This window comes from Rhodopseudomonas julia, assembly GCF_030813515.1.
Taxonomy (GTDB): Bacteria; Pseudomonadota; Alphaproteobacteria; order Rhizobiales; family Afifellaceae; genus Afifella; species Afifella julia.
In genome coordinates this window covers 630,629-646,262 of the sequence record NZ_JAUSUK010000002.1, presented here as the reverse complement: position 1 = coordinate 646,262, position 15,634 = coordinate 630,629, and the positions used below count along the sequence as shown (strand labels likewise).

15 protein-coding genes are annotated in these 15,634 nt (G+C 63.6%); 7 read left to right on the top strand and 8 right to left on the bottom strand.

Annotated elements, in window-relative coordinates; genetic code table 11:
• Positions 1 to 35: 35 nt before the first annotated feature.
• From J2R99_RS12235 to rsmA, 3 genes are read left to right on the top strand one after another with little or no spacing between them, the layout of a single operon-like run.
• A complete protein-coding gene (locus J2R99_RS12235) occupies positions 36 to 977 on the top strand; it encodes a SurA N-terminal domain-containing protein (RefSeq protein WP_307154748.1) in 942 nt (313 codons plus the stop codon).
• Positions 978 to 983: 6 nt separating this feature from the next.
• Entirely contained in the window at positions 984 to 1,991 is a 1,008-nt protein-coding gene (gene pdxA / locus J2R99_RS12230; protein WP_307154747.1) for a 4-hydroxythreonine-4-phosphate dehydrogenase PdxA, read from the top strand.
• Between the two features lie 8 nt (positions 1,992 to 1,999).
• Positions 2,000 to 2,854: a 16S rRNA (adenine(1518)-N(6)/adenine(1519)-N(6))-dimethyltransferase RsmA gene (gene rsmA / locus J2R99_RS12225; RefSeq protein WP_370872419.1), complete on the top strand. Its 855-nt coding sequence runs from the start codon at positions 2,000 to 2,002 to the stop codon at positions 2,852 to 2,854.
• On the opposite strand, the gene gmk is transcribed toward rsmA, so the two are convergent.
• The 8 genes from gmk to J2R99_RS12185 all read right to left on the bottom strand — a co-directional run bounded on the left by gmk (position 2,824) and on the right by J2R99_RS12185 (position 12,183).
• Positions 2,824 to 3,522, bottom strand: a complete 699-nt coding sequence (gene gmk / locus J2R99_RS12220) for a guanylate kinase (RefSeq protein ID WP_307154745.1) — start codon at positions 3,520 to 3,522, stop codon at positions 2,824 to 2,826. The two genes, rsmA and gmk, sit on opposite strands and share 31 nt — an antisense overlap.
• Positions 3,519 to 4,400, bottom strand: a complete 882-nt coding sequence (locus J2R99_RS12215) for a YicC/YloC family endoribonuclease (protein WP_307154744.1) — start codon at positions 4,398 to 4,400, stop codon at positions 3,519 to 3,521. Before J2R99_RS12215 ends, gmk begins: the two co-directional genes overlap by 4 nt.
• A gap of 68 nt (positions 4,401 to 4,468) precedes the next feature.
• A complete protein-coding gene (gene mltG, locus J2R99_RS12210; protein ID WP_307154743.1) occupies positions 4,469 to 5,737 on the bottom strand; it encodes an endolytic transglycosylase MltG in 1,269 nt (422 codons plus the stop codon).
• A gap of 79 nt (positions 5,738 to 5,816) precedes the next feature.
• Positions 5,817 to 7,079: a beta-ketoacyl-ACP synthase II gene (fabF, locus tag J2R99_RS12205; protein WP_307154742.1), complete on the bottom strand. Its 1,263-nt coding sequence runs from the start codon at positions 7,077 to 7,079 to the stop codon at positions 5,817 to 5,819.
• A gap of 29 nt (positions 7,080 to 7,108) precedes the next feature.
• Complete coding sequence (locus J2R99_RS12200; RefSeq protein ID WP_092810884.1) at positions 7,109 to 7,351, bottom strand: acyl carrier protein; 243 nt, start codon at positions 7,349 to 7,351, stop codon at positions 7,109 to 7,111.
• A gap of 179 nt (positions 7,352 to 7,530) precedes the next feature.
• Complete coding sequence (gene fabG, locus J2R99_RS12195; protein ID WP_307154741.1) at positions 7,531 to 8,268, bottom strand: 3-oxoacyl-[acyl-carrier-protein] reductase; 738 nt, start codon at positions 8,266 to 8,268, stop codon at positions 7,531 to 7,533.
• A 42-nt stretch (positions 8,269 to 8,310) separates the two neighbouring features.
• Entirely contained in the window at positions 8,311 to 9,264 is a 954-nt protein-coding gene (gene fabD, locus J2R99_RS12190; RefSeq protein ID WP_307154740.1) for an ACP S-malonyltransferase, read from the bottom strand.
• A gap of 132 nt (positions 9,265 to 9,396) precedes the next feature.
• On the bottom strand, positions 9,397 to 12,183 hold the full coding sequence (locus J2R99_RS12185) for a mechanosensitive ion channel domain-containing protein (protein ID WP_307154739.1): 2,787 nt from the start codon (positions 12,181 to 12,183) through the stop codon (positions 9,397 to 9,399).
• A 390-nt stretch (positions 12,184 to 12,573) separates the two neighbouring features.
• On the opposite strand from J2R99_RS12185, the gene rpsF reads away from it, so the two are divergent.
• The 4 genes from rpsF to J2R99_RS12165 all read left to right on the top strand — a co-directional run bounded on the left by rpsF (position 12,574) and on the right by J2R99_RS12165 (position 15,614).
• Positions 12,574 to 12,951, top strand: a complete 378-nt coding sequence (gene rpsF, locus J2R99_RS12180) for a 30S ribosomal protein S6 (protein ID WP_307154738.1) — start codon at positions 12,574 to 12,576, stop codon at positions 12,949 to 12,951.
• Positions 12,952 to 12,955: 4 nt separating this feature from the next.
• On the top strand, positions 12,956 to 13,204 hold the full coding sequence (gene rpsR, locus J2R99_RS12175; protein WP_026379016.1) for a 30S ribosomal protein S18: 249 nt from the start codon (positions 12,956 to 12,958) through the stop codon (positions 13,202 to 13,204).
• Positions 13,205 to 13,283: 79 nt separating this feature from the next.
• Positions 13,284 to 13,898, top strand: a complete 615-nt coding sequence (gene rplI, locus J2R99_RS12170; RefSeq protein WP_307154737.1) for a 50S ribosomal protein L9 — start codon at positions 13,284 to 13,286, stop codon at positions 13,896 to 13,898.
• Positions 13,899 to 14,126: 228 nt separating this feature from the next.
• Positions 14,127 to 15,614 (top strand): replicative DNA helicase, encoded by a 1,488-nt coding sequence (locus tag J2R99_RS12165; protein WP_307154736.1) that lies wholly within the window; start codon positions 14,127 to 14,129, stop codon positions 15,612 to 15,614.
• Positions 15,615 to 15,634 lie beyond the last annotated feature (20 nt).

Sequence of the window (15,634 nt, the reverse complement as noted above, 5' to 3'; positions counted from 1 at the left end):
CCATCAGAAGCTGCAACGGAACGATGCGAACATCGATGTTTAAAACCCTCACGCAAACCGCTTGGCTTGTTGCGGCAAGCGCCTTGATGGCCATGGCCACTTTGCCCGTCGCCGACAGCGCGCAGGCTCAAAGCTCCATCAAGATTCTGGTCAACGATCAGCCGATCACGACCTACGACATCAACAACCGTGCCAAATTCCTTCGCCTGACCTCACGTGGCCAGGCGGGTGCGAAACAGGCGACGGACGAGTTGATCGAAGAAGCGCTGAAACTGCAGGAAGCCAAGCGCCGCAATGTCACAGTTTCGCAAAGCGAAGTCGACCGCGCCTTCGCCTCCATTGCGAGCCGCGCCAAGCTGCCGCCGTCCAAGCTCGAGGCGGCGTTGCGTCAGAACGGCGTCAATCCAGACACCCTCAAGGACCGCATTCGTGCCGAGCTCGCCTGGCGTGACGTGGTCCGTGCCCGCTTCCGCGCCACGGTGCGTATCACAGAATCGGACGTCGCCCAGGCCATGCTCGGCCGCGACGACGACGCCGAGGCGTCTGGAACCGTCACCGAATACGACGTTCAGCCGGTTCTTTTCATCGTCCCCAAAAAGGGCAAGAGCGGCATCGCTGCTCAGCGCAAGCGTGAAGCCGAAGCCTTCCGCAGCCGCTTCAGGAACTGCGACGCGACACTGGAACAGACCCGCGGCATGGCCGGCGTCTTCGTGAAACCGACGGTTCGCCGGGAGAGCGGCGATTTTCCCGATTCCCTGCAGGGCAGCCTCAGCAAAGCCAAGGTTGGTACGGCGCTTCCACCGACGCAGGTAGATGAGGGTTTCCAGGTTCTCGGCATCTGCAACAAGAAGGCGGTCGCCGGCAAAACACAGGCGGCCGACGAGGTCCGCGATGAGCTGACCAATGAGCGTGGTCAGCTTCTCGCCCGACGCTATCTGCGCGATCTGAAATCCGACGCGATAATCGAGTACCGTTAGGAACCGATGCTTCCAATTGCACTGACCCTCGGAGAGGCGGCTGGCGTCGCCCTCGACATCACCATTGCAGCCTGGGCGCGGCGCGAGCGCGAACGCCTGCCGCCGTTTATTTTTCTCGGCTCGGCCGCCAACATTGCCGAGCGAGCGATCCTCCTCGGCATCGACTGCCCGACCCGCGAAGTGGAGCCGGAAGAAGCCGCTCTCGTGTTCCCGATGGCTCTACCGTGCCTGCCGGGCTTCCCGGAGGCGAAGGCCGAGCCCGGCCTGATCGCACGCGAAGACGCAGCGCTGACGATCCAGTCGATCCGTCAGGCCGCGGAGTTCGTGGCCGATGGCCGCTGCTCGTCGATGGTGACCAATCCGATCGCCAAGCACGCGCTCAACGAAGCGGGCTTCGCCTATCCGGGTCACACCGAATATCTCGCCGATCTCGGCGAGCAGCTCTTCGGGGAGAAGCGCCGGCCGGTCATGATGTTGGCCGGGCCCGACCTGCGTGCAGTGCCCGTCACCATTCATGTGCCTCTTTGCGACGTGCCGCGTCTTCTGACCACCGAACTCATCGTGGAAACTGGCAAGATCGCCGCGGAGGAGCTGAAGCGCCGCTTTGCCATTTCCTCCCCCCGCATCGCCGTGTCGGGCCTGAACCCGCATGCCGGTGAGAAGGGCGTCATCGGCAAGGAAGACATCGAGGTCATCCGTCCGGCCGTCGACCTGCTCTGCCAGGCTGGCATCGAAGCGGAGGGGCCGCTGCCGGCCGACACCATGTTCCATCCCGCGGCCCGCCGCCGCTACGACCTGGCGCTGTGCATGTACCACGACCAGGCGCTCATCCCCGTCAAGGCCCTCGCCTTCGATCATGCGGTCAACGTGACGCTTGGTCTGCCTTTCGTGCGCACGTCGCCGGATCATGGCACGGCCATGGAGATCGCCGGCACAGGCCGTGCACGTCCGTCGAGCCTGATGGCGGCGCTGCATATGGCAGCCGAGATGAGCCGTTCTCCCGTCCAGGCGTGAGCGACGTCATCGAACGCGTGGCGGCCCTGCCGCCGCTGCGCGACGTTCTCGCAAAATACGAGCTCTGGGCGCAGAAGTCCCTCGGCCAGAATTTTCTGCTCGACCTCAATTTGACGCGCCGCATCGCCCGCGAGGGGAGCGCCAGGGGTGAGACGATCGTCGAGGTCGGCCCGGGACCCGGCGGCCTTACGAGAGCCCTGTTTCTTGAAGGCGCGACAAAGGTGATCGCGATCGAACGCGACCACAGGGCGCTTCCGGCCCTTGAGGAAATCGCGGCCGCTGCGCAGGGTCGCCTCGAGGTGATCGAGGGCGATGCGCTTGAAACCGATTATCCGGATCTCGTCGGGCCGGATGGCGGCCGCATCGTCGCCAACCTTCCCTACAATGTCGCAACACCTCTTCTTACCGGCTGGCTGACGCCGCCCGACTGGCCGGCCTGGTGGCGCAGTCTGACGCTCATGTTCCAGAAGGAGGTGGCGGAGAGGATCGTCGCGGCGCCAGGCTCCAAGGCCTACGGACGCCTCGCCGTGCTCGCTCAGTGGCGCTGCCACGCCCATATCCTCTTCGAGGTGCCGCCGCGCGCCTTTCTGCCGCCGCCCAAAGTCACGTCTGCCGTCGTACGGCTGGAACCGCGACCCGATGCCGTTGCGGTCGCGCCCTCGGCGCTTGAGGCGGTCACCGCCTCGGCCTTCGGCCAGCGGCGCAAAATGCTGCGCCAAAGCCTGAAGCAGGCATTTCGGCAGCCGGAAGCGGTTCTGGAAGCATGCGGCATCGCGCCGACGCAGCGCGCCGAAGAAATCCCGGTCGCGGGTTTTCTCGATCTGGCGCGGATTTACGAGGAGCTCGGCCGCTCTTCGTCCTGAGCCTGAAGATGATCGACAAGATCGCGCCCCTCCGAGAGGAGCTGGCTGACGAAGGCCCGCAGGCCCAACACGCGCTCGCGCTTCAACCTTTCGGCGGTCAGGATGCCCTTCACCGCCTCGAAGGCCCGCTGCAAATCGTCATTGACGATGACGTAATCGTAGCGGCTCCACTGCTCGATTTCCTCGAGCGATCCCACGAGCCGCCGGCCGATGGTTTCGTGTGAATCCTCGGCCCGCCGCTCCAGGCGCGCCTTCAATTCGCGCATGGAAGGCGGTAGCACGAACACCCGGACGAGATCGTCGGGAAGCTTCTCGGCGATCTGCGCCGTCCCCTGCCAGTCGATGTCGAAAAGCACGTCCCGCCCCCCGGACAAGGCGTCCTCGACGGGTTCGAGCGGCGTTCCGTAGTGATTGCCGTGCACCGTCGCCCATTCCAGAAGATCGCCGCGCTCCACCATGCGGTTGAAATGCACATCATCGATGAAATGGTAATGGACGCCTTCGCGCTCGCTGCGCCGGCGGGGACGCGTGGTCACCGAAACCGACAATTCGAGGCCGCTGTCGGCTTCAAGAAGCTGCCGCGCGAGTGTCGATTTGCCTGCCCCCGAAGGCGAGGACAGGACGAACATGAGGCCACGACGGACAAGCTTGATCGGATCGGCGGTCATTCGAGATTTTGCACCTGCTCGCGGAACTGATCGATCGCGGATTTGAGATCGAGGCCGATCGCCGTCGTTTCGTGATCGCTCGATTTGGAGCACAACGTGTTGGCTTCGCGGTTGAACTCCTGAGACAGGAAATCGAGCCTGCGCCCGATGACGCCGCCTTCCGCAAGCCGCGTGCGCGCCTCGGCGGTGTGCGCCTTGAGCCGGTCGATCTCCTCGCGGATATCGGCTTTCGTCGCGGTCATGAGCGCTTCCTGATAGAGGCGCCCCTCGTCGAGCTGGGTCTCGGAGGAAATGAACTCCACCTGCTCGCGAAGCCGCGCCCGCAGACGCTCCACCATGCCGCCCAGACGCGCTTCTGCGGCCTCGACCAGCCCTTCGATACGGTCGATGATCTCCGTGAGATGCGCGCGCAGCCTTTCGCCTTCTTCAAGCCGCGTCGTCACGAGCGCCTCGAGCGCCTCATGCAAGGCCGCGACTGCCGCCTCGGCGATCGGCCCATCGGCAGCTCCTTCGCTGTTGCTGCCCTGAACGATCACGCCGCGCAGCGCCAGAAGTCCGTCGGCCCGCGCCGGCTGCACTTCGTCTTCCTGCGCCAGGCGCTTCGCCCGCTCCAGAACAAGACGCAGAGCCGCCTCGTTGATCGTCACCCCGGCTTCCGCGCCACCGCCCTCTTCCTGAAGGTTCAGATAGCACGAGCCGCGTGAAAGATGGCTGCGCACGGCTTCTCGCGCCGCAGGCTCGAGACCGTCGAAGCCGGGCGGCAGACGAAAGCGCAGCTCCAGACCGCGCCCGTTGACGCTTTTCAGTTCCCAGACATAGCTCGACGAGCCGACGGTGAAGACCTGACGGGCGAAACCCGTCATGCTTTGAATGCGCATGTGCCGTAATCAGCTGTAGGTGTGGGAGGGGCGTAGCGCGGGCGCGCCGCCCGGACAAGCCTTGCCCATCATTCCGGTTGAGGACGCGGACGCGGAATGAGCTTTTCCGCGCCGGGCATCGGCTCCTCTTGAAGAACCTCGGCCGCGGCTTCCGCCTCCTCGGCCGCCCGCTGCGTGCGCTCGATGCGCCGCCAACGCGCGACATTGCGATTGTGATCGGCGAGCGTCGTCGAGAAGACGTGGCCACCGGTCCCGTCGGCAACGAAGTAGAGATCGTCCGTGCGTGAAGGATTGGCCACCGCTTCCAGCGCCGCGCGACCGGGATTGGCGATCGGGCCCGGCGGCAGCCCGCTGATCTGGTAGGTGTTGTAATCCGTTTCCTTCTCCAGATCGGAGGCCAGGATCGGGCGGTCGGACGGTTTTCCCTTGCCGCCGAAAAGCCCATAGATGATCGTCGGATCCGATTGCAGACGCATCCCGCGCTTCAGCCGATTGATGAAGACCGCGGCAACGCGCGGCCGTTCATCGGCCTTGCCCGTCTCTTTCTCCACGATCGAGGCGAGTGTGACGAGCTCTTCCGGGGTTTCGATGGGCAGATCCGGCGAGCGCCGTCCCCAAACCTCCTCCAGAAGCCTGTCCTGCGCCCGCTCCATCTGCTCCAGGATCTTCTGGCGCGTCGCCCCGCGTGTGAACTTGTATGTTTCAGGCAGCAGCGAGCCCTCGGGCGGCACAGTCTCGATATCGCCGACGAGCACATCGTCGGCCTGGAGCTTGTCGACGATCTGCTGACTGGTGAGACCCTCCGGAATCGTCACGGAATGCAGGATCGATTTGCCGGAGGTGAGGATTTCCATCACCTCACGCATCGAGACATGCGGCTGGAAGAGATATTCGCCGTATTGCAGCCGGCTCGCCGCCTCGTTGAGGCGCACTCCGACGTTAAAAATGAGCGGACTGTCGATGACGTTGTTGCGCTTCAGCTGCGCGGCGATCGCATCGACGCCCGAACCGCGTGTGATCAGCACGGTCCGCGGCTCTTCGAGCGGCCCATCGGCAACGAAGCGCTGCTTGCCGAAATAAAGCGCACCGCCGATGAACAGGACGGCGAGCACGGCAGTCATCAGAAAGAAGTTGAGCGTCACCACGAGCGGGTGTCTGGCCTGCTTGGACCGCGGCGGAGGCGGCGGTGCCGGCTCCGGCTGGATTGCCTGGCGCGGGCTCTTCGGATTGATTCGGCGCCCTGAGCGTGCGCCATTGTGGTCCGCAGGCCGCGCGTCGCCGTTGGCGGCGTCAGCCGCAGGAATCCCTGTTTCCTCGCTCGGCACTTTTTCGTTCATTGCCCGCTTTTCCCACGTCGCCGTCGATCCGACAACTAAGCTCGAATATGGCGAAAGAGGGCCGCTGCCGGCCGATCAGCTAATTGAAACGCCGGAAGACGAGCGAGGCGTTCGTGCCGCCGAACCCGAAAGAGTTGGAAAGCGCGACATTGATCGGCTTTTCCTTCGGCTGATGCGGCACGAGATCGATCGGCGTGTTGACCGACGGATTGTCGAGATTGATCGTCGGCGGCGCGACATTGTCGCGAATGGCGAGGATCGAAAAGATCGCTTCGACCGCGCCGGCAGCTCCGAGAAGATGACCGATCGCCGACTTGGTCGAAGACATCGTCATCTCGGACGCATGCTGTCCTGTCAGGCGCTCCACCGCACGCAGCTCGATCTCGTCACCGAGCGGTGTCGACGTGCCATGCGCGTTGATATAGTCGATCTCGTCCGGCGTAACCCCGGCCCGCTTCAAAGCGGCAGCCATGCAGCGATAGGCACCGTCGCCATCTTCGGCCGGAGCCGTGATGTGATAGGCATCGCCCGACATGCCATAGCCGACGATCTCGCCATAGATGCGCGCGCCGCGCGCCTTGGCGTGCTCGAGCTCTTCCAGAACGACGACACCCGCCCCCTCGCCCATGACGAAGCCGTCACGGTCGCGATCATAGGGTCTCGATGCCTTCGTCGGCGCCTCGTTGAAATTCGTCGATAGCGCCCGGCAGGCGGCAAAGCCGGCCACCGAGACGCGATTGAGGGGTGATTCGGTACCGCCGGCCACCATCACCTCGGCGTCACCCAGCGCGATGAGGCGCGAAGCGTCACCGATAGCATGGGCACCCGTGGAGCACGCCGTCACGACGGCATGATTCGGGCCCTTGAGATTATGCTGGATGGAGACGTAACCGGCCGCAAGGTTGATGAGGCGGCCTGGGATGAAGAAGGGAGACACGCGTCGCGGTCCCTTCTCCTCCAACAACAGCCCGCCTTCAACGATGCCGCGAATCCCGCCGATACCGGACCCGATCAGCACGCCTGTGCGGATCTGGTCCTCGTATTCGTCGGGTTCCCACTCGGCATCTTTCAGTGCCTGGGCAGCAGCGGCCATGGAAAAGGTGATGAATTCATCCACCTTGCGCTGCTCCTTCACCTCCATCCAATCGTTCGGATTGTAGGTGCCCTCGGAGCCGTCGCCACGCGGGATCTGGCAAGCGATTTGGCACGCAAGATCGTCGACCTTGAAGGTCCCGATGCGTGCAGCACCACTCTCACCAGCAAGAAGTCTCGACCAATTCGCCTCCACCCCACAACCGAGGGGAGTGACCATGCCGAGACCCGTGACGACGACGCGCCTCATTCCACTGTACCGAAAATCACGAGTGAAGGTCAGCCGGCGTTCTTCTCAAGAAACGACACGGCATCGCCCACCGTAAGGATGGTCTCTGCGGCATCGTCCGGGATTTCCACGCCGAACTCTTCTTCGAACGCCATCACAAGCTCGACCGTGTCCAGGCTGTCGGCGCCGAGGTCATCAATGAAGCTGGCTTCCTTGGTGACCTTTTCTTCCTCAACGCCAAGGTGCTCCACGACGATCTTTTTGACGCGCTCCTCGATATTGCTCTCACTCATAGCCTCAGCTTCCTCGATTGCCTGGTCTGGTGCGACCGTGAAAAACAGTCCTTATCCCCTGAAAAACCCGGTTTGCCGCGCGGTCGAGGGGTCGAACGGGGATGGTCGCGCGGTCCGTTATCATGTTTCTATGGCCTTGACCAGCAGTCGAAAGACGGTGGTCGTGCGGTTCTTTGGCGTCAAATCATGGCCATGCCACCATTGACGTGCAGCGTCTGCCCCGTGACATAGCCGGCTTCCTGGCTCGCCAGGAAAACTGCAGCCGCAGCAATGTCTTCGCCGCTTCCGAGCCGGCCGGCCGGAATGCTCGACATAATTCCTTCGCGCTGCTTCTCATTGAGCTGATCGGTCATGGCGCTACTGATGAATCCGGGTGCGATGCAATTCACGGTAATACCGCGGCTCGCCACCTCCTGCGCCAGTGCCTTCGACATGCCGATGAGGCCGGCTTTCGAGGCGGCGTAATTCGCCTGCCCGGCATTGCCGGTCACCCCGACGACCGAGGTGATGTTGATGATCCGCCCGGCCCTCTGGCGCATCATGCCCTTGAGCGCAGCGCGCGACAGGCGGAACGCCGCCTCCAGATTGACCTTGAGGACGATCTCCCAGTCGGCATCCTTCATACGCATGGCAAGGCCGTCACGCGTGAGCCCGGCATTGTTGACGAGAATGTCGAGCCCGCCCATCGCCGCCTCGGCCTGGCCGATAAGCGCATCGACGGCCGCCGAATCTGAGAGATTGGCAAGCAGCACATGCGCGCGGTCGCCGAGCTCGGCGGCAAGCGCGTTCAGCGGCTCTTCACGGGTGCCCGACAGGGCCACCGTCGCGCCCTGAGCGTGAAGCCCACGCGCGATCGCGCCGCCGATTCCCCCGCTCGCACCGGTGACGAGCGCGCGTTTTCCCTCGAGGCTGAACATGCCCTCTCCCCTCTTCTTTCTCTGTCTATTCTCTCGCGGCGCCTATTCTTTCGCGGCTTTCAGAGCCGCCACGGCCGCCTCGACCTCCTCGGGCTTGCCGACGGCAAGCGCGCTGATTCCAGGCGAGATACGACGAACGAGACCGGAAAGCACGCGCCCGGCGCCGATCTCGGCCAGAAGCGTCACACCGTTCTCACCCATCCAGGCAACTGATTCGCGCCAGCGGACGGCGCCCGTCACCTGTTCGACGAGCCGTTGACGAATGTCCGAAACCTCCGTCAGCGGGCGCGCCGTGACATTCGCCACGACCGGCACCGAGGGCGGCGCAATCTCGGTTTGGGCGAGCGCCTCGGCCATACGTTCGGCCGCAGGCTGCATCAAGGCGCAATGGAAGGGCGCAGAAACCGGCAGAAGCATGGCGCGCTTTGCGCCCTTTGCCTTGGCGATCTCCGCCGCCCGCTCGACGGCCGCCTTCGTGCCGGAGACGACGACCTGCCCCGGCGCATTGTCGTTCGCGGCCTCGCAGACGTCGCCCTGCGCCGCCTCGTTGGCGATCTCGCGCACGGCTTCGATGTCGAGACCGAGGATGGCCGCCATGGCCCCCTCCCCGACCGGCACCGCCGCCTGCATGGAATCGCCGCGAATGCGCAAGAGCCTGGCCGCATCGGCGATCGAAAGGCTGCCGGCCGCCGCAAGCGCGGAATATTCTCCGAGCGAATGCCCGGCGACGAAATCGGCATGCGCCGAAACGGAAATTCCCTTCGTTTCCAGCGCCTTCAATGCCGCCATGGAAACCGCCATCAGCGCCGGCTGCGCGTTGCGCGTCAAAGTGAGCGCGTCTTCCGGCCCCTCGAAAATGGTTTTGGAAAGAGCCTCACCGAGCGCGTCGTCGACCTCCTGAAAAACCGCGCGCGCTTCCGGAAAAGCGTCTGCGAGCGCAGCTCCCATGCCGACGGCCTGGCTGCCCTGCCCCGGGAAAGCGAACACGGTGGCCATGGCTTCTCCTATTTTGTTCTCGCCGCCCAAAAGGCCGCTACGTCAGTTGAGCGGGTGTGATCACGGTGCGCGTGGACTGTCAAGGCGCCATGACGCCCGCGCTCACGCCCCTCCAGAACATCGTCGCAGCCTTTATTGCTCGTCGGAATCGTCCTCCGCATCCCTTTTCGGATCGGGCAGCTTCGGCTCGTCCTTGCGCCGGCGGCGCGGTCTGCGGTTGCGATTTTGCGAGCGCGAGCTCTTCCCGCTCTCACCGTTCGCGCGCCGGCTTGCAGGCGTTTTCTCGGACGTCTTCTCGTCGTCTCGCCTCTCCTCTGCCGGTTTGTCCTCGGTCGGCTGATCGACGGAGGCCGCAGCCTTCCGCGAATCGTCGGTATCGGGCACCTGATCCGGCGTGAACTGGTCCGCAAACGGCTCACCCTCGGAAACCTTGCCGCCGGACAAGGCCGCAGCCTTGAGGGCCGCAGCTTTCGCCTGCCCCTCCTCTGCCGGCAGATCCTGCGTCGGCACCTTGTAGGGCTCGGCGGCTTTCGCTGTTTGCCCCTCTCCGGCATTTTCGATCGCCTTCTCGCCCGCCTTCTCGCCGTCGGACGAAATGGCCGTCTCTTCGATCTGCGGTTTGCCCACCTCTTCCATCGCTTTGCGGCGGGCCTGCTCTTCGATCGCAATCGGCAAGGTATCGGTACGCCCGTCCTTGTGGACGCCGAGATAGAGTGTGCGATGGGGGAACGGGATCTCGATATCGCGCTCGTCGAAGACCTCTTTGACGATCTCCGTATAGGCACGACCGACCGCCCATTGGCTGCCCGGCAGCGTCTTGATGCGCGCCCGCACCACGACCGCCGAATCGCCGAGCTCGGTCACGCCGTGCATCTCGAAATCATCGATGATGTCAGTGCCGTATTCGCTCGCCTTGAGACGATCGAAGGCCTCGCGCATCGCCTCTTTCACCTCGCTGATATTCTCGCGATAGGCGACGCCGATCTCGGCGAGGTGATAGGCGAATTTGCGCATGAAGTTGGAGACGGCATCGACCGACGAGAACGGCACGATGTGATAGACGCCCGCCAGGTCGCGAATACCGACCGAGCGCACCGTCAGCTTCTCCACGACGCCGGAAATACCGGCGACCGTGACGACATCCCCCTCGTTGATGGCGTTCTCGAACTGGATGAAGGCGCCCGTGATGACGTCCTGAACGAGCTTCTGCGAACCGAAGCCGACGGCGAGGCCAAGAACACCGGCACCGGCGAGAAGCGGTCCGATATTCACACCGAGCTGCGACAAGGCGAGCATGCCCGCAATCACGAAGAGCGTGATGGAAAGCCCGTTGCGCATGAGCGAGAGGATCGTGCGCGCACGCGCGCTCGGCATCGCTCCCTGCTTGCCGTAATTCAGCCGATGCTCGATCCAGGAAGAGATGCCGATCCAGAGAAGATAGGTGACGACGACGATGATGAGGGCGCTGATGATCCGCGCGACGAGATCGGCGCCCCGTTCGGTCGCAATCCACCCGGAAATGTCGAGCACCTGCCAGGCATCGATGATCGCCAGGATCACGGCGACGATCACGAGCGTGCGGACGATCTTCAGGATCGCCGGAATCAGTGTGTTGAGCCGCCGCTCCAGAACCGGCACTTCGCGCGCCATCCATTGCGGCAGGCGCACGCCACGACGAAGGGCGAGTTTCACCAACGCCACCAGCGCCACACCGATTCCGATCGCCACTGCCGTGCGCACGGAAGCGCCGACGACGAACGAGACGAGCAGGTAAGGCCGGGTAATCCCGATCGAGAGAACGGCCAGCACGTAAAGCGTGCCGATCCAGGGCCAGAGCTGCACGAACATGGTCACGACCTGACCGCCCATGCCTTGCGTGTCCGGCCCGCGCTGCTCTTTGATGCGTGCGGCAAGCGTCCGCATGGAGGTCAGCGCGAGGAAGGCCGCCACCAGCATGACGGTGACCCGCAGCCCGCGCCCGGCCACGAAAGAGAGGCTGGTATTCACGACCGGCACCAGGAAGGCGATGCCGGTGATCAGCAGCGCCGCCACGACCATCAGCCGGACATAGGCGTAGTCGGTGATGCCTTCCCGATAGGGGATGAGAGAGGTCGTCTCCGGCGTCGAGGCGATGATCGCACGCAGGAAGACGCGCACGCCGCCGACGATGAGAAAGGCGTTGAGATAGAGCGACTGCTCGATCTGCATCTGCCCGCCATCGCCGAAGACACCGACCGCAAGCCCGCTGCCGACAGCATAGGCGATCGCCAAGGCAAGAATGTCGGCAAGCGTCTCAACGACGAAGGAGACGCTTTTTATGACCGCGTGCGGGCCGGACAATCGTCGCGTCACAAGGTGCGTGAGCCGCTGCAGGAGGTAACTGAAGACGACGAGGCCCACACCAGTGACCGCGATCGTTCCGAGGAGACGCAAAATAGCGACCTGCAGGGCACCCCAATCGAGATTGCCCGCCTGCTCGGCGAGAGCCCCAAGCCCTCTGAGATCGCGAAACAGGCGCTCGACCACCCCGTAGCTTGCCTCGGCCGCACCCTTGGTGGCGTCGGCGAGCTGCCGGGCAAGCGACTGGTCTTCCTCTTCCTGCGGCGCGGCAGCCTCTGCCGCTGGCGACTGCGGGTTTGCGAGCTGCTCGAGCTGGTCGATGAGGGCCTGGCGCGCCTTCTCGTCCTTCAAGATGTCGGCGAGCAGCTTGGCACGGAGAGCGCTGTCACCGCTCGTCTCCCCCTCGCCTTCACCCGCTGTATCCGAAGCGCCAGACGTATCAGACGTGCCAGACACGGTCGGCATCGACAGGGATTGTGCGCCAGCACTGCTCGGCGCCAGGCCTGCGAGCGTGAAAAGCACAAGCAGGACGGCGGAAAGGCGCAGGAGACGCGCGGGAAAGAGATCGGTCAAAAGCATCGGTGTCCGGTCGGAAAGGGCATGGGCGAGTGGCGGAAAGCCGCCTCATGGGCGTTGGATGGGACTAGAATGAGGCAGCCGGCTGTAAGGGCAAGGGGCATGAATGCCCGCAATTGAGCTCTTTGCCCCGCAGATGTCCCCGGCAGGTCACCCACAGGCTTGCACCGCAAGGAAAAATCCCTATAACGCAGCGACGCGACCGGCTTCGGCCGGGGGCTGAATGGGGACGGCTGCCCGAAAAGGTGGCCGAGACCGGCAAGACCGGTCGGTTCCCGGTGTCTCCGCTCCTGAAGACGCACTCTTGAGCCTTTCTCCGGCTTTTTCGAAAGATCCGGCCGAGGCTTCGGTGAGGCTCCGCGCCAGGCGGGTCGCTGAATGGAAAGGCCAGTTATGTCACTTTATGAGCACGTATTCCTGGTCCGACAGGATGTGTCGGGCCAGCGGGTCGATGAGCTCGTCGAACACTACAAAGGTGTCGTCGAGCAGGGTGGTGGCTCTGTCGGTAAGACGGAGAACTGGGGCATGAAGTCCCTCACCTACCGCATCGAAAAGAACCGCAAGGCGTATTTCGCGCTGATGAACATCGATGCCCCCTTCCCGGTGGTGGCCGAGATGGAGCGTCAGATGCGCTACAATGAAGACATCATCCGCTTCATGACGATCCGCGTCGACGAGCACGAGGAAGAGCCCTCCGTGCAGATGCAGAAGCGTGAGCGCGATGAGCGTCGCCGTCGCGAGCGCGAACGCCGCCGCGAGGATGGAGAATAAGCACATGGTCGATATCGCACAGCTGCCGACCCGTCGGCCCTTTCACCGTCGTCGCAAATCCTGCCCGTTCTCGGGAGAGGATGCGCCGCGCATCGACTACAAGGACGTCAAGCTTCTGGAGCGTTATGTCTCCGAGCGTGGCAAGATCGTTCCTTCGCGCATCACCGCCGTTTCCGCAAAGAAGCAGCGTGAGCTCGCAAAGGCCATCAAGCGCGCCCGCTTCCTGGGCCTGCTGCCTTACGTCCTGAAGTAAGATCCAACCCGTTGGGGCGTCAGTCTGCCTGACGCCTCTAACCGCCGGCCAGATCCGGCGGGACAGCAAGGAGATAGAAATGCAAGTCATTCTTCTGGAGCGCGTTGCCAAGCTCGGCCAGATGGGCGACGAGGTGCGCGTGCGCGACGGTTACGCCCGCAACTTCCTCCTGCCCAAAGGCAAGGCTCTGCGCGCCACCGAGGCCAACAAGGCCCGTTTCGAGCGTGAAAAGACGCAGCTCGAAGCGCGCAACCTGGAAGCCAAGAAGGAAGCCGATGCGGTGGCCGAAAAGCTCGCCGGCAAGACCTTCAGCGTGATCCGCTCCGCCGGCGAAACGGGCCAGCTTTACGGCTCCGTCTCGACCCGCGACATCGCCGATATTCTCGGCGAGGACGGCTTCACCGTCGGGCGCAGCCAGGTCTGGCTCGATCGTCCGATCAAGACGCTCGGTCTGCATCCGATCCTGATTTCGCTGCATCCCGAGGTCGAGGCTCCGATCACGCTCAACGTCGCCCGCAACGCCGATGAGGCCGAGCGTCAGGCACGTGGCGAGAATCTCTCCGGCCGCGATCGCTTCGATGACGAAGAGACCGAGGATACGGAGGCCGCGGCTCTCGAAGAAGTCTTCGAGAATCCCGAGGATCTGCAGCTCGAGCCGACCGAGGTCGACGCGGAGGACGAGGAGCGCGAGTAATCGCCTTCTTTTGAGGATTTCCGAAAGGGGCGCTTGCGGGCGCCCCTTTTTTGTTGCTCTTTTGTTCGGTATGAGTCGGCGCTGCGACCACAACATCGCGGTCAAGCCTCAAGTCGTGTTTTGTGGTTCCTCGAGAGGAACAACTAGGAAAAGACTCATACCCTGCACCGTCTCGCCCCGACGCCCGGCAGGCCTGCTAGTAAGGGGCGATTAACCAACGACGGTCCCATGACAGCCGCAGCCCGTTTACGCGATGCCGAATCCATTTCGCCTCGCCAGGTGCCTCATAATATTGAAGTCGAGCAGGCGCTTCTTGGCGCCATCCTGATCAACAACGACGCGCTCGACCGGGTCTCCGATTTCCTCGAACCCGTTCATTTCTACGATCCCCTACACCAGCGGATTTACGAAGTCGCACGCCAGCTGATCCGTGTCGGCAAGATCGCCGATCCGCGAACGCTCAAGAGCTTCCTCAACGAGGAACAGCGGGTCGGCGAGATCACCATCGCTGAATATCTCTCCCGCCTCGCCTACGAGGCGGCGACGATCATCAATGCCCAGGATTACGGCCGCACGATCTACGATCTGGCGCTGCGCCGTTCGCTGATCACCATCGGCGAGGACATGGTGAACGTCGCCTATGACGCGCCGGTCGACATGACGCCCCGCCACCAGATCGAAGATGCCGAAAGATCGCTCTTCGAACTCGCCGAAAAGGGCCGCGGAGCAACCGGCTTCCAGGGGTTCGGCGACGCGCTGAAGACCGCCATCGACATGGCCGCCGCCGCCTACGAGCGAAACGGCCACCTGTCGGGCATCGCCACCGGTCTCGACGACATGGACCGCCTCATGGGCGGTCTGCAGTCTTCGGACTTGATCATCCTCGCCGGTCGCCCGGGCATGGGCAAAACGGCGCTTGCCACCAACATCGCCTACAACGTCGCGCGCGCCTGGCGCGGGGAGCAGCAGGGCGACGGCACGATGAAAACCATCGATGGCGGCATCGTCGGCTTCTTCTCGCTGGAAATGTCATCGGAACAGCTCGCCACCCGTATCATCGCCGAGCAGGCTGCCGTCCCCTCATCGAAGATCCGGCGCGGCGACATTCACGAGGAAGAATTCGACAAGATCGTCGTCGCGGCGCAGGAAATGCAGAAAATGCCGCTCTACATCGACCAGACCGGCGGCATCTCCATCGGCCAGCTCATGGCCCGCGCCCGTCGTCTGAAGCGCCAGCGCGGTCTCGATTTTCTGGTCATCGACTATCTTCAGCTCATCCAGGGTTCCTCGAAACGCTCCTCCGACAGCCGCGTGCAGGAGATCACCGAGATCACCACGAACCTCAAAGCCCTCGCCAAGGAGCTCAACGTTCCGGTGCTCGCCCTCTCCCAGCTCTCGCGTCAGGTCGAGGCGCGCGACGACAAGCGCCCGCAGCTCTCGGATCTGCGCGAATCGGGTTCCATCGAGCAGGATGCCGACGTCGTCATCTTTGTCTTCCGCGAGGAATATTACCTGAAGAACAAGAAGCCGAAGGAAGGCACCGAGGAGTTCTTCAAATGGCAGGCGGAGATGGAAGGCGTCGCAGGCCGCGCCGAAGTCATCGTCGGCAAGCAGCGCCACGGCCCGACCGGGACGATCGATCTCGCCTTCGAGGCCGACGTGACGCGCTTCTCGTCGCTGGCCCATGAAGAGCGGCTTCCGGTACGCTACGATTGAGCCTTGATGATTCCAGTTTG